At 70.9% G+C, this 22,048-nt stretch carries 20 protein-coding genes; 16 read left to right on the top strand and 4 right to left on the bottom strand.

From position 1 onward, the window contains the following. The first annotated feature begins 67 nt into the window (after positions 1 to 67). The 6 genes from FQY64_RS06130 to FQY64_RS06155 all read left to right on the top strand — a co-directional run bounded on the left by FQY64_RS06130 (position 68) and on the right by FQY64_RS06155 (position 5,160). Positions 68 to 1,054: a malate dehydrogenase gene (locus FQY64_RS06130; protein ID WP_146472956.1), complete on the top strand. Its 987-nt coding sequence runs from the start codon at positions 68 to 70 to the stop codon at positions 1,052 to 1,054. A 130-nt stretch (positions 1,055 to 1,184) separates the two neighbouring features. Then, the gene (locus FQY64_RS06135) at positions 1,185 to 2,045 is read left to right on the top strand and encodes a DUF4189 domain-containing protein (protein WP_146472958.1); all 861 of its coding nucleotides are present in this window, start codon (positions 1,185 to 1,187) and stop codon (positions 2,043 to 2,045) included. Between the two features lie 85 nt (positions 2,046 to 2,130). Beyond that, positions 2,131 to 3,012 carry a methylisocitrate lyase gene (gene prpB, locus FQY64_RS06140; RefSeq protein WP_146472960.1) on the top strand — a complete coding sequence of 294 codons (882 nt, stop codon included), beginning with the start codon at positions 2,131 to 2,133 and terminating at the stop codon, positions 3,010 to 3,012. Between the two features lie 39 nt (positions 3,013 to 3,051). Next, positions 3,052 to 4,203, top strand: a complete 1,152-nt coding sequence (prpC, locus tag FQY64_RS06145) for a bifunctional 2-methylcitrate synthase/citrate synthase (protein ID WP_146472962.1) — start codon at positions 3,052 to 3,054, stop codon at positions 4,201 to 4,203. After that, entirely contained in the window at positions 4,203 to 4,655 is a 453-nt protein-coding gene (locus FQY64_RS06150) for a potassium channel family protein (protein ID WP_146472964.1), read from the top strand. The genes prpC and FQY64_RS06150 overlap by 1 nt, the downstream gene beginning before the upstream one ends. Positions 4,656 to 4,923: 268 nt before the next feature. Next, positions 4,924 to 5,160 carry a zinc ribbon domain-containing protein gene (locus FQY64_RS06155; RefSeq protein ID WP_186760871.1) on the top strand — a complete coding sequence of 79 codons (237 nt, stop codon included), beginning with the start codon at positions 4,924 to 4,926 and terminating at the stop codon, positions 5,158 to 5,160. Positions 5,161 to 5,176: 16 nt separating this feature from the next. Here the strand turns inward: FQY64_RS06155 and FQY64_RS06160 are convergent, their stop codons facing one another. Beyond that, the gene (locus FQY64_RS06160) at positions 5,177 to 5,635 is read right to left on the bottom strand and encodes a cell wall hydrolase (RefSeq protein WP_146472968.1); all 459 of its coding nucleotides are present in this window, start codon (positions 5,633 to 5,635) and stop codon (positions 5,177 to 5,179) included. Positions 5,636 to 6,041: 406 nt separating this feature from the next. Then, complete coding sequence (locus FQY64_RS06165; RefSeq protein WP_229814975.1) at positions 6,042 to 8,069, bottom strand: NADPH-dependent 2,4-dienoyl-CoA reductase; 2,028 nt, start codon at positions 8,067 to 8,069, stop codon at positions 6,042 to 6,044. Positions 8,070 to 8,193: 124 nt separating this feature from the next. Between FQY64_RS06165 and FQY64_RS14735 the strand changes: the two genes are divergently transcribed. The 10 genes from FQY64_RS14735 to FQY64_RS06215 all read left to right on the top strand — a co-directional run bounded on the left by FQY64_RS14735 (position 8,194) and on the right by FQY64_RS06215 (position 20,440). Continuing rightward, a complete protein-coding gene (locus FQY64_RS14735; RefSeq protein ID WP_186760872.1) occupies positions 8,194 to 9,699 on the top strand; it encodes a hypothetical protein in 1,506 nt (501 codons plus the stop codon). Further along, entirely contained in the window at positions 9,696 to 10,385 is a 690-nt protein-coding gene (locus FQY64_RS06175; protein WP_146472972.1) for a hypothetical protein, read from the top strand. The genes FQY64_RS14735 and FQY64_RS06175 overlap by 4 nt, the downstream gene beginning before the upstream one ends. Further along, entirely contained in the window at positions 10,378 to 13,191 is a 2,814-nt protein-coding gene (locus FQY64_RS06180) for an ATP-binding protein (protein ID WP_146472974.1), read from the top strand. The genes FQY64_RS06175 and FQY64_RS06180 overlap by 8 nt, the downstream gene beginning before the upstream one ends. Further along, positions 13,188 to 14,414, top strand: coding sequence for a DUF2399 domain-containing protein (locus tag FQY64_RS06185; protein WP_146472976.1), 1,227 nt, complete (start codon positions 13,188 to 13,190; stop codon positions 14,412 to 14,414). Before FQY64_RS06180 ends, FQY64_RS06185 begins: the two co-directional genes overlap by 4 nt. A 65-nt stretch (positions 14,415 to 14,479) precedes the next feature. After that, positions 14,480 to 15,928 (top strand): bifunctional 2-methylcitrate dehydratase/aconitate hydratase, encoded by a 1,449-nt coding sequence (locus tag FQY64_RS06190; protein ID WP_146472978.1) that lies wholly within the window; start codon positions 14,480 to 14,482, stop codon positions 15,926 to 15,928. 173 nt (positions 15,929 to 16,101) lie between these two features. Then, on the top strand, positions 16,102 to 17,190 hold the full coding sequence (locus FQY64_RS06195; RefSeq protein ID WP_146472980.1) for an OmpA family protein: 1,089 nt from the start codon (positions 16,102 to 16,104) through the stop codon (positions 17,188 to 17,190). 227 nt (positions 17,191 to 17,417) lie between these two features. Continuing rightward, entirely contained in the window at positions 17,418 to 18,506 is a 1,089-nt protein-coding gene (locus FQY64_RS06200) for an OmpA family protein (protein ID WP_146472982.1), read from the top strand. Between the two features lie 187 nt (positions 18,507 to 18,693). After that, positions 18,694 to 19,197, top strand: coding sequence for a hypothetical protein (locus FQY64_RS06205; RefSeq protein WP_146472984.1), 504 nt, complete (start codon positions 18,694 to 18,696; stop codon positions 19,195 to 19,197). After that, complete coding sequence (locus FQY64_RS06210; protein WP_186760875.1) at positions 19,104 to 19,964, top strand: pseudouridine synthase; 861 nt, start codon at positions 19,104 to 19,106, stop codon at positions 19,962 to 19,964. The genes FQY64_RS06205 and FQY64_RS06210 overlap by 94 nt, the downstream gene beginning before the upstream one ends. 119 nt (positions 19,965 to 20,083) lie before the next feature. Then, positions 20,084 to 20,440: a hypothetical protein gene (locus tag FQY64_RS06215; protein ID WP_146472988.1), complete on the top strand. Its 357-nt coding sequence runs from the start codon at positions 20,084 to 20,086 to the stop codon at positions 20,438 to 20,440. Here FQY64_RS06215 and FQY64_RS06220 read toward each other — a convergent pair. Continuing rightward, positions 20,421 to 20,843, bottom strand: a complete 423-nt coding sequence (locus tag FQY64_RS06220; RefSeq protein WP_146472990.1) for an HNH endonuclease — start codon at positions 20,841 to 20,843, stop codon at positions 20,421 to 20,423. The two genes, FQY64_RS06215 and FQY64_RS06220, sit on opposite strands and share 20 nt — an antisense overlap. 4 nt (positions 20,844 to 20,847) lie before the next feature. Further along, positions 20,848 to 22,041, bottom strand: a complete 1,194-nt coding sequence (gene kbl / locus FQY64_RS06225; RefSeq protein WP_146472992.1) for a glycine C-acetyltransferase — start codon at positions 22,039 to 22,041, stop codon at positions 20,848 to 20,850. Between the last annotated feature and the right edge of the window lie 7 nt (positions 22,042 to 22,048).

The raw sequence follows: 22,048 nt of genomic DNA on the forward strand, positions 1-22,048 counted from the left end.
GTCCGCCCGAGCCCGTTGCCGTTTCGAATCCCGAAAATCCCAATCCCGAATCCCGGAGTTTCCCCGCATGAAAAAGCCCATCCGCGTCGCCGTGACCGGTGCTGCCGGCCAGATCGGCTACTCGCTGCTGTTCCGCATCGCTTCGGGCGAGATGCTCGGCAAGGACCAGCCCGTCATCCTGCAGATGCTGGAGCTGCCGCTGGAGAAGGCGCAGGCCGCGCTGCGCGGCGTGATGATGGAGCTGGAGGACTGCGCATTCCCGCTGCTCGCCGGCATGGTCGGCACCGACGATCCGCGCGTGGCGTTCAAGGACGCCGACGTCGCCCTGCTGGTCGGCGCCAAGCCGCGCGGCCCGGGCATGGAGCGCAAGGACCTGCTGCTGGAGAACGCCAAGATCTTCATCGAGCAGGGCCGCGCGCTGAACGAGGTCGCCTCGCGCGACGTCAAGGTGCTGGTGGTCGGCAACCCGGCCAACACCAACGCCTACATCGCCATGAAGTCGGCGCCGGATCTGCCGGCAAAGAACTTCACCGCAATGCTGCGTCTGGACCACAACCGCGCGCTCAGCCAGCTCGCGTCCAAGGCCGGCGTGGCCGTCGGCGACATCGAGAAGCTGATCGTGTGGGGCAACCACAGCCCGACGATGTATCCGGACTACCGCTTCGCCACCGTCAACGGCGAGTCGTTGAAGGACCGGATCAACGACGCCGAGTGGAACGCCAACGTGTTCATCCCGACCGTCGGCAAGCGCGGCGCTGCCATCATCGAGGCGCGCGGCCTGTCGTCCGCGGCTTCGGCGGCCAATGCCGCGATCGACCACGTGCGCGACTGGCTGCTGGGCTCGAACGGCAAGTGGGTGACGATGGGCATTCCGTCCGACGGCAGCTACGGCATCCCGGAAGGCGTGATGTACGGCTTCCCGGTGACGACGCAGAACGGCGAGTACAGCATCGTGCGCGACCTGCCGATCGACGACTTCAGCCGCGAGCGCATGAACAAGACGCTCGCCGAGCTGGAAGAAGAGCGCGCCGGCGTCGCCCATCTGCTGGGCTGAGGTGCGCCGCGGGTCAGCGCCGCAGTGTCGGCGCTGACGCCTTCGGGCGCGAAGGCGGCTTGCCACGCACCCATTGCCTGCGGGAGGGGGCGCAATAGGCTTACGCCGCCATCGGACAAGGAGGTTCAAGATGTCGCGACACTGGATACTGCTGCTCGGTTTCCTCTCGCTGTCCTGGTTCTGGGCGTCACGCGCCGATGCGGCCCAGGTGTGTCAGGACGTCATGGTCGGCATGTCGCCGGGCGGGAACGGCCTGGCTCCCCATGCGATCTACCAGACGCAGTGCGCCTGGGTCGCCGGCGCCATCGCGTTCGACGTGCGGACGCGGGTTTACAGCGCCGCCTGGAACCACGCGAGCGCCGACGAGGCGCTGGACGCGGCAATCGCACAGTGTGGACGCCACTGCGTCGGCCAGTCGTTCTACACCGACTTCGTGTGGGTTGCGATGGCGGACGACGACAGCGCGTACGGCGTGAGTTTGAAGAGCGCCGAGGACGCGCTGCGTCAATGCACCTTCAGCGGCGGTCGCGATTGCGCGGTCGTGCTGGGAGGCAGCAGTACCGCAGCGCCGGTCTACTGGGGCTTCTCGGCGCTCTCGTACGATCCGGCGACCGGCGCCTCGGGCCGAAGCTTCGAGCGCCGGCGCCGGAGCGTGGCTGTCGCCGAGGCGACCGAGCGCTGCGGAGCGCCTGGCTGCTGGACGTTCGCTTACCAGGGCGGTTACGCCGCGATCGCGCGCAGCGCCGATGGCCGCCTGTTCGCCGAGTGGACGCCTCAGAAAAACGTGCTGATCAACGCGGAGCGCAAGGCGCGGAGCGCGTGCAAGCGCGCAACCGGCGACAAAGAGTGCAAGATCGTGATGTCCGCAGGTCCAGAGGCGGTCGCTGACGACACCGCTCGCTTCATCGAGGAAACCAAGCGTCAACTCGAGCACGAGCTCGAACGCATCGAGCGCGAGCACGGCAAATTTCCCGCCGACGCGGAACAGTAGGGCTCGTCCCGACGCTCCCATGGGCGCAAGCGGGTGCCGATGCGGCTGAGGGTAGAATGACGGCCCCACCCAAGCCGCCAAGAGCATGACATCGACCCCCGGCGCGCGATTCCGCGAGGCCCTGGCCGCCGAGAAACCTCTGCAGGTGATCGGCGCGATCAACGCCAACCACGCCCTGCTGGCCAAACGCGCCGGTTATCGCGCGATCTACCTGTCCGGCGGCGGCGTCGCCGCCGGTTCGCTCGGCCTGCCGGATCTCGGCATCAGCACGCTCGAGGACGTGCTGATCGACGTGCGCCGGATCACCGACGTCTGCGATCTGCCGCTGCTGGTCGACATCGACACCGGCTTCGGCCCGAGCGCGTTCAACATCGAGCGCACGGTGAAGTCGCTGATCAAGGCCGGCGCGGCGGCCTGCCACATCGAGGACCAGGTCGGCGCCAAGCGCTGCGGCCATCGCCCGGGCAAGGAGATCGTCTCGAAAGGCGAGATGGTCGACCGCGTCAAGGCCGCGGCCGATGCCAAAACCGATCCGGCGTTCTTCCTGATCGCGCGCACCGACGCCATCGCCGTGGAAGGCGTGGACGCGGCGATCGAGCGCGCGCTGGCGTGCGTGGAGGCCGGCGCCGACGGCGTCTTCGCCGAGGCCGCCTACGACCTCGACACCTACCGCCGCTTCGTCGAGGCGGTGAAGGTGCCGGTGCTCGCCAACATCACCGAATTCGGCAAGACGCCGCTGTTCACCCGCGAGGAGCTCGCTTCGGTGGGCGTGGCGATCCAGCTCTACCCGCTGTCCGCATTCCGCGCGATGAACAAGGCGGCCGAGGCGGTGTACACCGCCATCCGCCGCGACGGCCATCAGAAGAACGTGCTCGACCTCATGCAGACGCGCGAGGAGCTTTACGAGCGCATCGGCTACCACGACTACGAGCGCAAGCTCGACGCGCTGTTCAAGCAGAAGGGCTGACGCCGCGCGCGTGCCCGCCTACCAGAGGAACCGAACGCCATGTCCGAAACCCAGCAGGTGCTTCCGAAGGCCAAGAAGTCCGTCGCGCTCAGCGGCACCGCCGCGGGCAATACCGCGTTGTGCACGGTCGGCCGCAGCGGCAACGATCTGCACTACCGCGGCTACGACATCAAGGACCTCGCGACCCAGGCGACGTTCGAGGAGGTCGCCCACCTGCTGGTGCATGGCGTCCTGCCGAACCGCTCGCAGCTCGCCGCGTACAAGACCAAGCTGAAGCGCCTGCGCGGGCTGCCCGCGATCGTGCAGGAGGCGCTGGAGCTGGTGCCGGCCAACGCGCATCCGATGGACGTGCTGCGCACCGGATGCTCGGTGCTCGGCACCGTGCTGCCGGAGCGCGAGGGCCATCCGGAGGCGGAGGCGCGCGACATCGCCGACCGCCTGATCGCCAGCTTCGGTTCGATGCTGCTGTACTGGTGGCACTTCACCCGCAACGGCCGCCGGATCGACGTCGAAACCGACGACGACAGCGTCGCCGCCCACTTCCTGCACCTGCTGCACGGCGAGCCGCCGTCGCAGCTTCATGCCGATTCGCTCGACAAGTCGCTGATCCTGTACGCCGAGCACGAATTCAACGCCTCGACGTTCACCGCGCGCGTGATCGCCGGCACCGGCAGCGACCTGCATTCGTGCATCACCGGCGCGATCGGCGCGCTGCGCGGTCCGAAGCACGGCGGCGCCAACGAGGTGGCGATGGACATCATCGCCCGCTACCGCAGCGCCGACGAGGCGGAGGCCGACATCCGCGCGCGCGTCGAGCGCAAGGAGATCATCATCGGCTTCGGCCACCCCGTGTACACCGTGGGCGATCCGCGCAACCCGATCATCAAGGAGATCTCGCGCAGGCTCTGCGCGGAGGGCGGCAACCCGACGCTGTTCGACGTCAGCGAGCGCATCGAGACGCTGATGTGGGACCTCAAGAAGATGTTCCCGAACCTCGACTGGTACAGCGCCTCGGCCTATCACATGATGGGCATCCCGACGCCGATGTTCACGCCGCTGTTCGTGATCGCGCGCACCACCGGCTGGAGCGCGCACGTGATCGAGCAGCGCCAGGACGGCAAGATCATCCGCCCGAGCGCGAACTACATCGGCCCGGAAGACCGCGAGTACGTGCCGATCGATCGACGCTGATGCCGCCGCTGGGCCCCGCTTCGCTGGTCGTGGGCGTCACGCTGGTGGGCGTGGCGCTCGCGGTCGCGGTGCATTACGAGGGCCTCACCGCGCTGGGGCGGCGGTTCGGCACGCGGCGCGAACGGCCCTCGCGCCGCACCGTGCTGAAGATGATCTTCGGCCTGCTGGCGCTGCACGTGGTCGAGATCTGGCTGTTCGGCTTCGCGTACTGGGGTCTGATGGCGGTCGAGGGCACCGGCGACATCGCCGGCGCGCACGAGGTCGGTCTGTTCGACGCGGTCTATCTGTCCGCCATCACCTTCACCACGGTCGGCTTCGGCGATCTCGCGCCGGTGGGCCCGATCCGGTTCCTCTCCGGCAGCCAGGCGCTCACCGGGCTGCTGCTGATCACCTGGTCGGCGTCGTTCACCTACCTCGAGATGTCGCGCCACTGGCGCGACGACGGTCGCTGACAGCCCCGCGCCGCGCCCTCGCGGCGCGCCGAGGACGAGCGGCCTCTCCTCCTCTCCCTGCGGATGCAGGGGGAGGCCGGGAGGGGGTGACGCGGGAATCGACCGGTACGCGGAAGGATGGCAGGCCGTGCGCCCGCCTTCGACAGGCTCAGGGCGAGCCGCCTCTACTCCTCCCCCTGCGGATGCAGGGGAAGCCGGCCGAAGACGTTTTTGCGGGTGTGCGACACTGCGTCACGGCTGCTTGGATGCTTCGGGAATGAGCCTGTTCATGGGTGATCGTGCACACCCTTCGCGCTGGGCGTGTCCCCGCTGCGCGCATGGCGAGGGCCGGCTGGGCGAGGCGGCGCTGCCGTCCAATCCGCTGGCCGCTCTCGCGGAGGTGGAGACGCGCTGGTTCACCACCGCGACGTGCAGGCGGTGCGCGTACACCGAGTTCTACGACGCGCCTGCGGCGGACGTGCTGGCGTCGTGGGCGCCCACGCTTTCCGACGTGGCGCCGCGCTGAGCTTTCGGCGGTCGGCTCACGACCGCCGCGGCGTCAGCGGCTGCACGGCGTAGAACGTGTGGTCGCCGATCACCGCCACGCGGTAGGCGTTGCGCCAGGAGGGACGCGCGATCGAATGGGCGGCGAAGTGGCTGGCGCCGGGTACGACTTCCTCGCGCTGATCCGGCGGCAGCGCCCAGTTGCGTTGCGCTTCGAGCGCGATGGTGACCGCCTCCGCCCAGGCTTCGGCGTTGCTCAGGCGGGTGCGCGGCGAGACCAGAGTCGGCGCGAACTGCTTCTCGGCGGTGACCACGTCGCAGACCGTGTCGCCCCACAGGCCGCTGTCGCGGCGGCGCAGGGCCACTTCGGCGACCGCGCGCTGGCCGCGGACGGACTGGTCGCGCGCTTCCAGATAGACGGTGGTGCTCAGGCAGAGCGAATCGGCGGTTTGCGGCGGCAGCACCGAGGCGAGCCACAGGATCCAGGCCAGTTTCATGTCGGACTCCTTGCAGGCAGGGACGCCCCTGCCGGCTTCATCGCGCCGGCGCAGCCTGCCGCGGGGCCCGTGAGGGCCGAGGCAAGCGCTCCGGCGTCTTGATTGCGGTCGGCCGTCGGGCCGGACCGGTGCGAAGGATTCGCGGCAATCCCTGTCGTGGGCCGTGCGGGCCGGCGCTCGGGGGCCGGCGGCGTTCACGGGGCCGGACGATCCGGCCGGGGCTCCGGCGGGCGGGGCCGGCCGGAGGCGGGCGCACCGTAGCCTCACCAAACCGAACGGTGGCTGAATGCCTTGTCGCTAAGTGCCTGTTTTTGTTCGAACCGCCTTCTGCTGCGGCGCGCAAATGCCTGCCGGGGAAGCGGTTTTCCGTGCGTCTCGCTGCCTGGCGAGCCGACAGGCGGTCGGCTCAGAGGCGGGCAGCCAGGCGGCTGGCCTGATCGATCGCGCGCTTGGCGTCGAGCTCGGCGGCCACGTCGGCACCGCCGACCACGTGCACCGGCACGCCGCGGCCGGCCAGCGCCTCCGCCAGCGGGCGGTGCGGTTCCTGCCCGGCGCAGATCACCACGTGATCCACCGGCAGCACCTGCTCGCCGGCCTCGGTGCGGATGGCGAAGCCGGCGTCGCTGACGCCGAGGTAGCTCACCCCGCCCAGCATCGTCACGCCCTTGGCCTTGAGCGTGGCGCGGTGGATCCAGCCGGTCGTCTTGCCCAGCCGCGCGCCGGGCTTGCCGGGCGAGCGCTGCAGCAGCCAGACCTCGCGCGCGGGCGGCTCCGGCCGCGGCGGCACCAGACCGCCGCGGCGGTCGGTGTAGCCGACGTCCACGCCCCATTCGGCGCGCCAGCGCGCACCGTCCAGCGACGGCGAATCGCCCTCGTGCACGAGGAACTCCGCGACGTCGAAGCCGATCCCGCCCGCGCCGACGATGGCGACCCGCCGTCCGGGCACCACCCGCTTGGTGAGCACGTCGATGTAGCCGCAGACCTTCGGATGGTCTGCGCCGGGAAAGTCGACCCTGCGCGGCACGATGCCGGTGGCGATCACGACCTCGTCGAAACCGGCCAGGTCGTCGGCATCCGCACGCGTGTTCAACCGCACCTCGACGCCGGTTTCGGCGAGGCGATGGCGGAAATAGCGCAGCGTCTCGGCGAATTCCTCCTTGCCCGGGATGCGGCGGGCGAGGTTGAACTGCCCGCCGATGTCCTCCGCCGCCTCGAACAGCGTCACCCGGTGGCCGCGTGCGGCGGCGACGGTGGCGCAGGCGAGGCCCGCCGGCCCCGCGCCGACCACCGCGATCCGCTTCGGCATCGTCGTCGGCGCGTGCGCCAGTTCGGTCTCGTGACAGGCGCGCGGGTTGACCAGGCAACTGGCGCGCCGGTTCTGGAACACGTGGTCCAGGCAGGCCTGGTTGCAGGCGATGCAGGTGTTGATCGCCTCCACGCGGCCGGCGCGCGCCTTGTTCACCCAGTCGGGGTCGGCCAGCAGCGGGCGCGCCATCGACACCATGTCGGCGTGGCCCGCGGCGAGCACCTGCTCGGCCACCTCCGGCATGTTGATGCGGTTGGTCGCCACCACCGGCACGCGCACTTCCGTGCGGATGCGCGCGGTGACGCCGGCGAACGCCGCGCGCGGCACCGAGGTCGCGATCGTCGGCACGCGCGCCTCGTGCCAGCCGATGCCCGAGTTGATGATCGTCGCGCCGGCCGCTTCCACCGCGCGCGCCTGCATCACCACCTCGTCCCATGCGTTGCCGTCGTCGACCAGATCGAGCAGCGAGAGCCGGTAGATCAGGATGAAATCGGGGCCGCACGCCTCGCGGATGCGGCGCACGATCTCCACCGCGAAACGCATGCGCTGCGCGGCATCGCCGCCCCACGCGTCGGTGCGCCGGTTGGTGCGCGGCACGGTGAACTGGTTGAGCAGGTAGCCTTCCGAGCCCATCACTTCGACGCCGTCGTAGCCGGCCTCGCGCGCGAGCTGCGCGCTGCGCACGAAGGCGCGGATCTGGCGCTCGATGCCGCGTGCGGTCAGCGCGCGCGGCGTGAACGGGTTGATCGGCGCCTTGAGCTTCGACGGCGCTACCTGCAGCGGGTGGTACGCGTAGCGGCCCGCGTGCAGGATCTGCAGGCAGATGCGCCCGCCGTGTTCGTGCACCGCACGCGTCACCTGCCGGTGCCTTCGCACCTGCCACGGCCACGACAGGGTGCCGCTGAACGGCTTGAGCCAGCCCTCGATGTTCGGCGCGAAGCCGCCCGTGACCATCAGCCCGACGCCGCCGGCCGCACGCTCGGCGAAATAGGCCGCGAGCTTCGGGAAATCCGCCGCGCGGTCTTCCAGCCCGGTGTGCATCGAGCCCATCAGCACGCGGTTGGGCAGGGTGCAGAAGCCGAGGTCGAGCGGGGCGAACAGGTGCGGGAAGCGCGGGTGCGGGGTCATGGGCATACGCAGCCGTACGGAAGCGCGGACGATGCCGTGAACGCGCCCGCCGCGCAACCGTCGCGACGGGTTGCCTCCACCGGCGCGCTCGCCCACCATGGCCGGCCCCGAGCCGTACCCCTCCATGGACGACGCGTCCCTCTCCCTGCAGGACTACCTGCGCGACGGCATCGTCGCCGCCGACCTGCCGGACCTGCACCCGCTGCTGACCGCGCGCGAGCTGCTGCGTGCGTTCTCCACGCTGTTCCATGGCGGCGAGGAGAGCGTGCTGGTGCGGCTGCTGGTGCTGCGCACGATCGGCGCGCGCGGCGAGGCGCCGGACTGGTCGCCGCACGAGCTGCGCGAGCACTTCGCCTACCTCGAACCCACCAAGTTCGGCACCGTGCTCGACCGCCTGCGCGACAACGGCCTGCTGCTGTGGGACGGCGGCAGCCAGCGCTACCGCATCAGCCCGGTGGGACGGCAGGCGCTGTCGGCGATCGGCCTGCTGCTGCAGTTCAACCAGGAAGGCGACGAACTGGCGTACGTCACCGCGCAGCTTGCCGCCGGGCAGGCGGCCGGGCGCGTCGGCGCGTCCGACCTGCAGCACCTGCTCTCGCGCCTCAACGAGCTGCGCGAGGATTTCGACGACGCCGTGTTGAGCGGCTCCGAACACCGCATCCAGCGCGCCGCGGCCACCCTGCAGTCGGTCTGGCGCTGGGTCGAGAAGGGCACCGCGATCGTGCAGGCGATCGCCGCCGACGGCGAGCTCGACGCCGCCACCCACCGTGTCGCCCAGCAGATCGGCCGTGCGCAGAGCGCGATGCTGCGGCAGGCCTCCGTGTTCCAGCGCGCGCTCAACCAGCTCGACCGCCACCGCGTGCACCTCGGCGCCAGCGGACTGTCCTCGTCGGACGTCAACCGTTACCTGCGCGCGCTCGAAGCCGACGCGCTCGCCGCGCTCGCCGAGGACGCGTTCGCGCGCACGCTGCAGCCGGCGTTCGTGCTGGCGCCGATCGCGCTCGACATCGCCGAGTACGAACTGGTGGAACGCGAGCGCGAGGCGCAGGAGGACGCCTCGCTGCCGCCGCCGCAGGCCGCGCCGACCGATGCCGCGGTGCCGCTGGCCGAACAGGATTACCGCCACGCCGAGCAGTGGCTGGCGCAGTTGGCCGCGCTCGACGCCGAGGCGCCGCTCGCCGACTGGGTGCCGCAGGACGGCTTCGCGCAGAGCGCCTACCGGCTCTCGCTGCTCGGCCTGATCGGCGATCCGGGTGCGGAGAACCGCAGCGGCGTCAGCGCCGCGATCGCGCAACTGCCGCTGCGCTGGCACGTCGCGCCCGAACTGGAAGAGGTGCACCGCGCGGGCGTCGCCGCGATGAGCCGCGGCTGGCTGGCGCCGCGCGGCGCCGACGCGTCCGGCCGCGACGGGATCGATGCCGCCGGACCCGAGGCGCCCCCGGTGTCGTCGTCCCAGCGAAAGCGGGGACCCTTGGACGTCGATCCCGCCCCGGCACGCCGGCGGACGAAGGCCACGTCCATGGACTCCCGCTTGCGCGGGAATGACCAAGCGAAGCGGTCGGGCCGCAAGACCAACCGCCCGCCCGCGCCGCACCCCGCCGCCACCGACGAACCCGCGGAAACCGCATGACCGACCCCATCGCTTCCCTGATCGCGCGGCTGCTCGCCGAGCGCTGGCTGCCGCGCGAGGACGCCGCGGTGCGCGCGGTGCTGGTGGATGCCGAGCTGCGCGACGATCTCGACCGCCGCCTGGCCGCCGCCGGCCTGCGTCTGCTCGAACACCCGTTCGCCGCGCACGTCGCGCTCGGCATCGCCCGCGCGCAGGAGCACGACGTGTTCGGCGGCGCGCGCGGCTGGGCGGCCAGCAACCTGCAGCTCGACCGCGATGCGATGGCGCTGCTGGTCGTGCTGTGGGCGCTGCTGGTGCTGCCCAAGCGCCAGCGCCAGATCGCGCGCCAGCAGACCGAGGCCGCTCAGGACCAGGCGCAGATGTTCGCCGAGCTCAAGCCGGTGCCGGTCGGCGCGGAGGTGGTCGAGCCGGTCAACGAGCGCACGCTGCTGGCCGACTTCGGCGACAAGCTCGGCGGCAAGACCCGCCTCAACCTCGCGCTCGGCACGCTGCAGCGGCACGGCTTCATCGTCCGCCGCAAGGAGCGCATCCACGAAGGCCCGCTGCTCGACCTGGCGTTCGATTACGAGCGCATGGCCAGCCGGGTGATGGACGGCGCGCTCGCGTTCGTCGTCGCGCAGGCGCGCGAGGCGAAGGCGGACGCGGCGGAAGACGCCGAGTCCATGGAGACCGCAACCGATGTTTGAGTTCCGCAGCCTGGAACTGGTGCACTGGGACTACTGGCAGCGCTTCCAGCTTCCGCTGGACGCCTCGGTCATCACCGTGGTCGGTCCCAACGGCTCGGGCAAGACCACGCTGCTGGACGCGTTGCGCACGCTGCTGGCGATCGAGGACCGCGACACCGCGCGCGACTACAAGACCTACCTGCGCCACAACGGCAAGCCCTACGCCTGGCTGCGTGCGGTGGTCAGCAATCCGGTCGACCGCCGCGGCAAGCGCGCGTTCTTCCCGTGCATGGACGCGCAGGTCACGCTCGCCTGCCGCATCCGCAAGCGCGGCGGCGAATGGACGCGCGAATACCAGATCGCCGCCGGCGACGTCGGGGTCGAGGCGCTGGAGCAGGGCAGCGGCGAGTGGCTCGGCGTGCGCGACTACCGCGTGCGGCTGGCGGCCGCCGGCCTCAGCCGCGCCATCTGCCGCGTGCTGACGCTGGAGCAGGGCGCGACCGACAAGCTGTGCCAGCTCTCGCCGCGCGAACTGCTGCAGCTCGTGTTCGACGTGTTCGAGGACAAGGCGGTCCTGGACGACTACCAGCGCGCGCGCAACGAGCAGTTCGACGTCGAGAAGGAGATCGGCCAGCTCCGCCACGACCTCGACGCCCTGCACGTGCGCCTGCAGGCGGCGCAGGCCGACGTGCGCTCGTACGAGGAGGGCATGGCGCTGCGCGGCGAACGCCAGCGGCTGGAGGCGGAACTGCTGCCCCGGCTGGAACTGGCCGACCTGCGCGCGACGCTGGACGGCATGCGCCCGCGCCTGACCGGCCTGCGGCGCGCGCAGCGCGAACGCCGGCAGCGCCTCGACGCGCTGCGCGAGGCCGATGCCGGTGCCGCCGCGCTGCGCGAGGCGTTGCGCGCCGAGCTCGAAGCGGCCCGCCAACAGGTGCGCGACTACGAGGCCGCGTTCACCGCGGCGCGCGACGCCGCCCGCGACGCCGAGCGCCTGCTCGAACGCCGCACGCGGCTGGCGCAGATGCAGGCCGAGCGCGGCAAGGTGGACGTCGAGGCGCTGACCCGCCGCATCGAGGACGCGCGCCGCCGGCAGGCCGAACTGAAGCTGGAGGCCGAGCACGACCGCCGTCGCGGCGAGGAGCTCGCTTCGCAGATCGCCACGCTCGGCAGCGGCGGACGGCTGGTGGAGCCGTTCGAGCGCGAGTTCCGCGCCGCGCTCGATGGCGAGGGCATCGCGCACCGTGTGCTGACCGAGCTGGTGGAGATCGCCGATCCGCGCTGGGCGGTGGCGGTCGAGGCGGTGCTCGCGCCGTACCGCCACCTGATCGTGCTCGAGGATCCGAGCCACGCGCGCGCGGCGTGGCGGCTGGGCGAGTCGATGCAGTACCGCCACTTCGTCGTCGCCGAACGCGCGCCGGTGGGCACGCCCACCCGCGGCTCGCTGCTGGAGGTGGTGCGGTTCGCCGCCGATCCGCCGGCCTGGCTGCCGCGCCAGCTCGACCGCATCCAGCGCGTGGAGGACGTCGAGGAAGGCAGCCGCCTGCCGAAGGGGCAGGACTGGATCACGCTCAAGGGCTACCTGCGCGAACACCGCGGCGGGCGCCACATCGGCGGCCACCAGCAGCACTTCGGTGCCGGCGCGCGTCAGGCGCGGCTGGCGGAACTGCGTGCGGAACAGAGCAAACTCGCCGAGCGCGCCCGCGCCCGCGAGGAGGAGCTGCAGCACCTGCGCCAGCGGCTCGACGCCGACCAGACGCGCCTGCTCGGACTCGACGCCGCACAGGAACTGGTGACGCGCGCGGCCGAGTTCGCCGATGCCGAAGCGCGCCTGCCCGAGCTGCAGGCCGCCGTCGCCCAGGCCGGCGCCGCGCTCGCGCAGGCGCAGGCCGCGCGCGACGCGCTGGTGGAGCAGGACAAGGCCGAGGGCATCGCCGCCGCGCGCCGCGAGGGCGAGATCGCCGCGCTGCGACGCGAGATCGACGAGCAGGCGCGGCAGATCGACGCCGAGCGCCGCACGCTGGTCCAGCGCATCCTCGAACTGCGCCGCAAGCGTGCGCCGATGCCGCCCGCGTGGCGCACGCGCGAAGCCTGCGAAGCGGTCCGCGCCGAGTTCGAGAGCGCCGCGGCGGTGCGCCGCGAGCTGGAGCGTCTCGAACACAGGCTCGCCGACGGCCAGTACGTGCTCGACGATGCCTGCGTGGCGCTGCGCGACAAGATCGCCGCCGACCACGACGGTCTGCAGGCGACCCTGCGCAAGCGCGAAGCCCACCTCGAGCGCGCCAGGCGCATCACCGAGGAAGCGCGCGGCGCCTACATCAACGTGCTGCGCGCCACCGTGCGGCGGTATCGCAAGAACCTCGCCGCGCTCGGCGAACTGGCCGGCATCGGCGTCGACGTCGAGCTGCCGGAACTGGCCAACGACGATCTTGCGCTCGCCCAGGCCGGCCTCACCGTGCGCTTCGACTTCGACCGCAAGGGCTGGATCGGGCTCGACGACGGCGAGGCCTCCGGCGGCCAGCAGGTGATGAAGTCGCTGCTGCTGCTGGTCGCGCTGCTGCGCGACGAGGACCAGCCCGGCGGCTTCGTCTTCATCGACGAGCCGTTCGCGCACCTGGACGTGTTCAACATCGAGAAGGTCGGCCGCTTCCTGCGCGCGACCGACGCGCAGTACATCCTCACCACGCCGATCACGCACAACCTCAACGTGTTCGAGCCCTCCGACCTCGTGCTCGCCACCAGCAAGCGCCGCCCCGGCCAGGCCTGGGCCGAGCCGGTGGCGGTGCTCAAGCGCGAGCGCCAGCGCGAGGAGGCCACGGCGGCGTGATCGACGAGCTGCTGCGGACGCTGGGGGCGCATGGCGTGCGTGCCACGCCGCTGCGGGGCCGCAGTGCCTCGCATCGGCGGCTGCTGTTGCATCGCGACGAGCCGGCGCCGGATGCGGAACGCATGGTCGGCGGCTGGCCGAGCGAACAGCGTGAGCTGGCCTTGGACTGGCTGCGCGCTCAGGCGCCCGTGCGACGCTGGGCGACGCTGACGCGTCTGGCCGGCAACGCGCGGATGGGGCGGGTGTTCCGGCTGATCGAAGACCTGCTCGCGGCCGGGTGGGCCGAGCTCGAGGTCCGACGCGAACCGCGGCGCGGCTGGGAGCCGTGGGAACTGCGCTGGCGCGATCGGCAGAAGTTGGAGACGTTGCTGGGGCGACCCGATCCCGACGTGCTCCAGGACCGGATGACGGCGCTGCGGCGGTGGCAGTTCGCCGATCCCCGCCTGCCGGCGCTGGCCGACAGCCTCGCGGACAGGCCGCAGCAACACGCGCTGCGTCGATTGGAGCTGTTGCATGCGCTCGACCGCTGGTTGCGCGAGGGGCGGCAGGGGACGCGGCGCCAGTTCGCGCAGTTCGCGCGCGGCGACACCAAGGCGGTGGGCGAGAGCGAGTGGCAGTGGCTCGACGAGACGCTCGGCCTCTCCACGCTCGGCATCGATGCCCATACTCCCGGTCTCTGGCTGCGGGCACCGCTGAGGCTGCATCTGCCTGGCGGGTCGATCGACCTCGCGCTGCTGCCCGATGTGGTCGCCCTCACGCCTGCGACGGTCGCGCAGGTCGATCGCATCGACGCATCGATCGGATGCTGGCGCGTGGTCGAGAACCGCACCAGCTTCGAACAGGCCGCGCGTGCCCACGGCGCGCGTGATGGTGTTCTGTGGCTGCCCGGGTTCGCCCCTACCTGGTGGCGTGAGGCGGTGGCGACGCTCTTGCGCCATGCGACGGCGCCGCTGCTCGTGGCCTGCGACCCGGACCCCGCCGGGGTCCGCATCGCGCTGGCGATCGCCTCGTTGTGGCAGAGCGCCGGCCTGCCGTGGGAGCCATGGCGGATGGGGCCCGAGGATCTGCGCGCGCTTCCGCGCCACAAACCGCTCGGCGATTACGACCGCGCCGAACTGGAACGCCTGCGTGGGCTGGCGCTTCCGTCGACGCTCGCGGCGCTGGTCGACGCGATGGCGGAGGCGGGCATCAAGGGCGAACAGGAGGGCCTGCGCTTCGACTGACCGCCACGGTCCGGCCTGGAGCGTCTGGCAGAATAGGGGACTTTGTCCACCCCACCCGAGCCGTCATGAGCCACTACGACCTCCGCTCCGCCGCCCGTCCCGATCCCGACCAGCCGATGGTCGACATCGCCAACTACGTGGTCGATCACACGATCGAGTCGAAGGAGGCCTACGACACCGCGCGTTACATGCTGCTCGACTCGCTGGCGTGCGCGGCGCTGGCGATGGATCACCCGGCGTGCGTGAAGCATCTGGGTCCGGTGGTGCCCGGCGCGGAGATGAAGGGCGGCGCGCGCGTGCCGTTCACCGCCTACGAGCTCGACCCGGTGCAGGGCGCCTACAACATCGGCGTGCAGATCCGCTGGCTCGACTTCAACGACACCTGGCTGGCCGCCGAGTGGGGTCATCCGTCCGACAACCTCGGCGCGATCCTCGCCGTCGCCGACTACCTCGGCCGCAAGGCCGAAGCCGAAGGCGGCAAGGCGATGACCGTGCGCGACGTGCTCGGCCATGCGATCAAGGCGCACGAGATCCAGGGCTGCTACGCGCTCAAGAACTCGTACAACCGCGTCGGCCTCGACCACGTGATCCTGGTCCGGCTGGCGTCCACCGCCGTCACCACCCGCATGCTCGGCGGCGACAAGGATCAGATCGTCAACGCCGTCTCCCACAGTTGGGCCGACAACGGCGTGCTGCGTACCTACCGCCACGCCCCGAACACCGGCCCGCGCAAGAGCTGGGCGGCCGGCGACGCCTGCCGTCGCGCGGTGACCCATGCGCTCAACGCCATCAAGGGCGAGGTCGGCTATCCGAGCGTGCTCAGCGCCAAGACCTGGGGCTTCTACGACGTCGCGTTCAAGGGCAAGAGCTTCGAGTTCGAGCGCCCGTTCGGCAGCTACGTGATGGAGAACGTGCTGTTCAAGATCAGCTTCCCGGCCGAGTTCCACGCGCAGACCGCGGTCGAGTGCGCGATGAAGCTGCACCCGCAGGTCAAGGACCGGCTCGACCAGATCGAGCGGATCGAGATCGAGACCCAGGAAGCCGGCGTGCGCATCATCGACAAGACCGGCCCGCTCGCGAACTACGCCGACCGCGACCACTGCATCCAGTACATGGTCGCCGTGCCGCTGATCTTCGGCCGCCTGACCGCCGACGACTACACCGACGCCGTCGCCGCCGACCCGCGCATCGACGCCCTGCGCGAGAAGATGGTGGTGCGCGAGAACCCGCAGTTCACCAAGGATTACTTCGACCCCGACAAGCGCTACATCGGCAACGCGGTGCAGGTGTTCTTCAAGGACGGCAGCTCGACCGAGAAGGTGTCGATCGACTACCCGATCGGCCACCGCCGCCGCCGCGCCGAGGGCATCCCGGTGCTGATGGCCAAGTTCGAGGCCGCGATCCGGGCCAGGCTGCCGGCCGACAAGGCCGACCGCCTGCTGGCGCTGGCCAACGCGCCGGAGCAGCTCGAGGCCCTGCCGATCACCGAATTCATGGCGCTTCTGCACGGCTGAACCACGGGTGACGCGGGCGCCGGCAACGCGGCCGGCGCCCTGAATCGTTAGGACCCGGTTAACACCGCTTTCACATAGCAAAACCTAGTCTGCCGCCGTCGCTCAGCTTCCGTTTCGAGCGTCAGAAACACGCACAGGCGCGTTTCGGACATCTATCCAAAGGAGAAGGCTTTATGAACAAGAAGCTCCTCTGCGCCGCCCTGCTGGCGGGACTGGGTGTCGCCCAGGCCGCGAGCGCGCAGGATTTCGACGATCGCTGGTATCTGACCGGCGCGGCCGGCTTCAACGTGCAGGACAACGCGCGCGGCACGCGCAACGCGCCGTTCGCGGCGCTGGGGTTCGGCAAGCACCTGAGCCCGACGTGGTCGCTGGACTTCGAGCTGAACTACCAGAACCCGAAGTTCGACGCCAACCAGAATCTGCTGTGGAGCCAGTACGGCGCGTCGGTGGACCTGCGCCGTCACTTCGTGCAGGACGGGCGCAACTGGAATCCGTACCTGCTGATGGGTCTGGGCTACCAGCGTTCGGAGGAGGAGTTCGTGATTCCGTCGCCGACCTCGCCGGGCGAGCGTGAGGACGGCAACCTGGCGGCGAAGCTGGGTCTGGGCCTGCAGGGCGACCTGGGCCGGGTGGGCATCCGCACCGAGCTGGCGTACCGGGTGGACTTCGACGATTCGAGCGTGGCGGCGCCGGATGAGGACCGCTTCGGCGACGTGCTGGCGTCGGTGGGCGTGGTGGTGCCGCTGGGACCGGAGCCGGCCGCGCCGGCCGAGCCCGCGCCGGCGCCGCAGCCGAGCTGCGCGGACAAGGACGACGACGGCGACGGCGTGAACAACTGCGACGACAAGTGCCCGGGTTCGCAGGCCGGTCAGACGATCGGTCCGGACGGCTGCCCGGTGCCGGTGACGATCGACCTGAAGGGCGTGAACTTCGACTACGACAAGTCGACGCTGCGTCCGGACGCGATCGCGATCCTCAACGAGGCGGTGGAGATCCTGAAGCGCTATCCGGAGCTGCGGGTGGAGGTGGCCGGTCACACCGACTCGAAGGGCACCGACGCGTACAACCAGAAGCTGTCGGAGCGCCGTGCGCAGGCGGTGTACGACTACCTGACCAGCAACGGCATCGACGCTTCGCGTCTGGTCGGCCCGGTGGGTTACGGCGAGAGCCGCCCGATCGCGCCGAACGAGAATCCGGACGGTTCGGACAATCCGGAAGGCCGCGCCAAGAACCGCCGCACCGAGCTGAACGTGCAGCAGTAAGCGGGCGCTACGGCCCTCGACGAAGCCCGGCTCCGGCCGGGCTTCGTTTTTTCCGGCCGCCGGGCGCCTGCCCTCGCCGTGCTTGTTAAGCGCTATTAACGACAAAGCTGAACGTGTATGATCGGCCCGGCCAGCGTTCATGACCGGCGCCCGCGGGCGCTGAACGGCCGCTGCCACGTGCGTTCGAGCCGTGCCCCGAATTTCCGGAAACCCAAGGAGTGAAGCGAATGAAGACTCGTCTGCTGAGCACCGCGCTGCTTGCCGGCCTGGGCTTCGCCCAGATCGCCAGCGCGCAGGATTTCGACGATCGCTGGTATCTGACCGGCGCGGCCGGCTTCAACGTGCAGGACAACGCGCGCGGCACGCGCAACGCGCCGTTCGCGGCGCTGGGGTTCGGCAAGCACCTGAGCCCGACGTGGTCGCTGGACTTCGAGCTGAACTACCAGAACCCGAAGTTCGACGCCAACCAGAATCTGCTGTGGAGCCAGTACGGCGCGTCGGTGGACCTGCGCCGTCACTTCGTGCAGGACGGGCGCAACTGGAATCCGTACCTGCTGATGGGTCTGGGCTACCAGCGTTCGGAGGAGGAGTTCGTGATTCCGTCGCCGACCTCGCCGGGCGAGCGTGAGGACGGCAACCTGGCGGCGAAGCTGGGTCTGGGCCTGCAGGGCGACCTGGGCCGGGTGGGCATCCGCACCGAGCTGGCGTACCGGGTGGACTTCGACGATTCGAGCGTGGCGGCGCCGGATGAGGACCGCTTCGGCGACGTGCTGGCGTCGGTGGGCGTGGTGGTGCCGCTGGGACCGGAGCCGGCCGCGCCGGCCGAGCCCGCGCCGGCGCCGCAGCCGAGCTGCGCGGACAAGGACGACGACGGCGACGGCGTGAACAACTGCGACGACAAGTGCCCGGGTTCGCAGGCCGGTCAGACGATCGGTCCGGACGGCTGCCCGGTGCCGGTGACGATCGACCTGAAGGGCGTGAACTTCGACTACGACAAGTCGACGCTGCGTCCGGACGCGATCGCGATCCTCAACGAGGCGGTGGAGATCCTGAAGCGCTATCCGGAGCTGCGGGTGGAGGTGGCCGGTCACACCGACTCGAAGGGCACCGACGCGTACAACCAGAAGCTGTCGGAGCGCCGTGCGCAGGCGGTGTACGACTACCTGACCAGCAACGGCATCGACGCTTCGCGTCTGGTCGGCCCGGTGGGTTACGGCGAGAGCCGCCCGATCGCGCCGAACGAGAATCCGGACGGTTCGGACAATCCGGAAGGCCGCGCCAAGAACCGCCGCACCGAGCTGAACGTGCAGCAGTAAGCGGGCGCTACGGCCCTCGACGAAGCCCGGCTCCGGCCGGGCTTCGTTTTTCCGGGCCCGAAGGCGGACGGCTGCGAGCCGGCGGCCGTGACGGCGGTTCAGCTTGCCGCGGCGCGCCGCGTCCGGGAGGTTGAGCGGCCGCCGAATGCGCGCCTACACTGCCGCGCAGCAACCGGAGGGCGGACTCATGCGGATCATCCTGGCTCTGGCCTTGGGCGCGGCGGCCGGTACGGCGCACGCGCAGACGGTGCAGTGCGCGAACCTGGCGGCGGCCAACGCGGCCGCGGCCGTGGTGGAGCCGGCGATGGCGGCGCCGGTCGCGCCCGAGCTGGTCGCCCCCGCGCACCCGCTGGGATCGCCGAGCGGCGTGCTCGCGCAGGCCTACGACGAGGCCCTGTCGGTCGATCGCGTTCTGCTGCGGCTGCGTATCGAAGGCTGCCAGAACGTCGCCAAGGCGCTGCCGTCCGCCGCGCCCGGCGCCGCGCCGCTGGCCAGCGATCCTGCCGCCTACAAGCCGCAGACCCAGTACGACAACACCCCGTGGCGCTTCGACATGAGCCAGGGCGGCAAGCGCATGACCGCCGACGAGTTCGATGCCTGGATGAAGGCGCGCGGCGTGCGGGTCGCCAAGGGCGCGCCGGCGGCGACCACGCCGGCCCCCGCTCCGGCGCCGACCCCCGAGAAGAAGTAAGCGCGGTGCCCGGCGCCGCGCGGCGCGGGCCGCGGCACGGCCTCGCGCGCGTGCTGTCGAAGGCGGGCGTGTGCTCGCGCGCGGAGGCGTCGCGCTGGATCGCGGCTGGGCGTGTCAGCGTCGACGGCCGCGTGGTGCGCGATCCCGAATTCCCGATCGGCGCGCGCGAACGCGCCGGCATCCGCATCGACGGCCGGCCGCTCGATCCCGCCGAACGCGTCCACCTCATGCTCAACAAGCCGCGCGGCCTGGTCACCACCGCGCGCGACGAGCGGGGGCGCGACACCGTCTACCGCTGTTTCGACGGCGCCGGCCTGCCGTGGCTCGCGCCGGTGGGACGTCTGGACCGCGCGAGCGAGGGCCTGCTGCTGTTCTCCAACGACCCGGAATGGGCGGCGGCGATCACCGACCCCGCCCGCGGCCCCGACAAGACCTACCACGTGCAGATCGACCGCGTGCCCGACGAGACGCTGCTCGCGCACCTGCAGGCTGGCATCGACTGCGACGGCGAATGGCTGCGCGCCAAGCGTGCGCAGCTGCTGCGCAGCGGCGGCCGCACGGCCTGGATCGAGGTCGTGCTCGACGAGGGGCGCAACCGGCAGATCCGGCGTCTGATGGAGGCGTGCGGACTCGAGGTGCTGCGGCTGGTGCGGGTGGCGATCGGTCCGCTCGCGCTGGGCGATCTGGTCAAGGGGCGCTGGCGGCGGCTGACGGCCGACGAGGTCCGCCTACTGTCGAGCCAGCAGCAAACGGTCACAGAACCGTAATCCCACCCCGGACGCTTTCCGGAACCGTGCGCCCAGGCACACGTGCGCCCGCGCGTGCGACGCACGGCGCTGCCAGACTTCAGGCCGGACCAGGGGGGGCAGGTCTGAGGGGAATTGGTATGAGCGTCATGGGGATGGCAGCCCTCGCGCTGTCGTTGGGGATGGTGTCGTCCACGCAGCCGGCTGCTATGGCCGCCCGCTTCGATCGTACGGACGAACGAACCGCCATCGTTTCACCGCTGCGGTTCGAAGGTGCGGAAGTCGTGGCTGCACGCAAGCGGCGCAGCACGCGCGTGGAGCCTGCATCGGCGCCCGCCGCACAGCGCTTCGACATGACCCAGGGCGGCAAACGGATGACCGCCGATGATTTCGACGCCTGGATGAAGGCGCGCGGCATCCGCGTGGCGACCGGCAAGCCCAGGGACGCGGACTCGGCCGACGCGCCGACGGCGGCCGTCAGCCGTCGCGGCCGCTGAGCGCGGCGTCCCCGCGGTCGCAGGCGGGAGGCGGGCGCCAACGCGCCAGCCGCGCCTCCAGCAGCGTCGCCACCACCGCGAACGCGCGTGCGTCCGACGGGCCGCGCGCGTCCGGACCCTTGCCCTTGTCCTGATTGCAGCGCGCGCAGGCGAGGGCGAGGTTGCGTGCATCGTCCGGCACGTCGCCGACCCGCGCGGTAAGCGCGGCCGCCGCGCGCCGGCCGAACCAGGCGCGCGGGATCACGTGCTCCAGCGAAGTCGCGCCGATCGGCTCGCCGTCGGCGCGCAGTCGCAGCGTGCGGCGGCAATGCAGGCAGCGCGTGGTCCACAGACCATCGGCGAGCGCCGCCTGCGCGTCGGTGTGCGCCGCGAGCAGCATCAGCCGTCGCAGCGCCGGCCGCATCGGCTCAGGCCTTCAGCACGCCCAGTTCGCGGCCGATGCGGGTGAAGGCGTCGATCGCGCGGTCGAGGTGCTCGCGCGTGTGCGCCGCGCTCATCTGCGTGCGGATGCGCGCCTGTCCCTTCGGCACCACCGGGAAGAAGAAGCCGATCGCGTAGATGCCTTCCTCCAGCAAGCGCTCGGCGAAGCGCTGCGCCAGCGGTGCGTCGTACAGCATGACCGGCACGATCGGATGCACGCCCGGCTTGATGTCGAAGCCGGCGGCGGTCATGCGCTCGCGGAAGTAGCGGGTGTTCTGCGCCAGCCGTTCGCGCAGCTCGCCGGCCTCGGACAGCATCTGGAACGCCTTGATGCCGGCAGCCACGACGTGCGGCGGCAGCGAGTTGGAGAACAGGTACGGACGCGAGCGCTGGCGCAGCATCTCGACGATCTCTCGCCGCGCGGTGGTGAAACCGCCGAGCGCGCCGCCCATCGCCTTGCCGAGCGTGCCGGTGAAGATGTCGATGCGGTCCATCACCCCCTTCACTTCGGCCGAGCCGCGGCCGGTCGCGCCGAGGAAGCCGGTGGCGTGGCATTCGTCGATGTGCACCAGCGCGCCGTACTGCCGCGCCAGCCGGGTGATCTCGTCGAGCGGCGCGATGAAGCCGTCCATCGAGAACACGCCGTCGGTGGTGATCATGATCGTGCGCGCGCCGTCGCCCTTCGCCTGCTGGAGCTGTTTCTCCAGGTCGGCCATGTCGCAGTTGGCGTAGCGGTAGCGCCTGGCCTTGCACAGGCGCACGCCGTCGATGATCGAGGCGTGGTTGAGCGCATCGCTGACGATCGCGTCGTTCTCGTCCAGCAGCGGCTCGAACAGGCCGCCGTTGGCGTCGAAGCAGGCGGCGTAGAGGATGGTGTCCTCGGTGCCGAAGAAGTCGGCGATCGTCTTTTCCAACTGCTTGTGCAGATCCTGCGTGCCGCAGATGAAGCGCACGCTGGCCATGCCGAAGCCGTGGGTGTCGAGCGCCTTCTTGGCCTCGGCGATGATGTCCGGGTGGTCGGCCAGGCCCAGATAGTTGTTGGCGCAGAAGTTCAGCACCGTGCGGCCGTCGGCGAGCGTGATCTCGGCCGACTGCGGCGAGGTGATGATGCGCTCGGACTTGAACAGGCCGGCTTCCCGGATCTCGTCGAGGGTGTGGGCGTAGCGGTCGGTGAGCGACATGGCTGCG

Source organism: Vulcaniibacterium thermophilum (assembly GCF_007923255.1).
Classification (GTDB): domain Bacteria; phylum Pseudomonadota; class Gammaproteobacteria; order Xanthomonadales; family Xanthomonadaceae; genus Lysobacter_F; species Lysobacter_F thermophilum.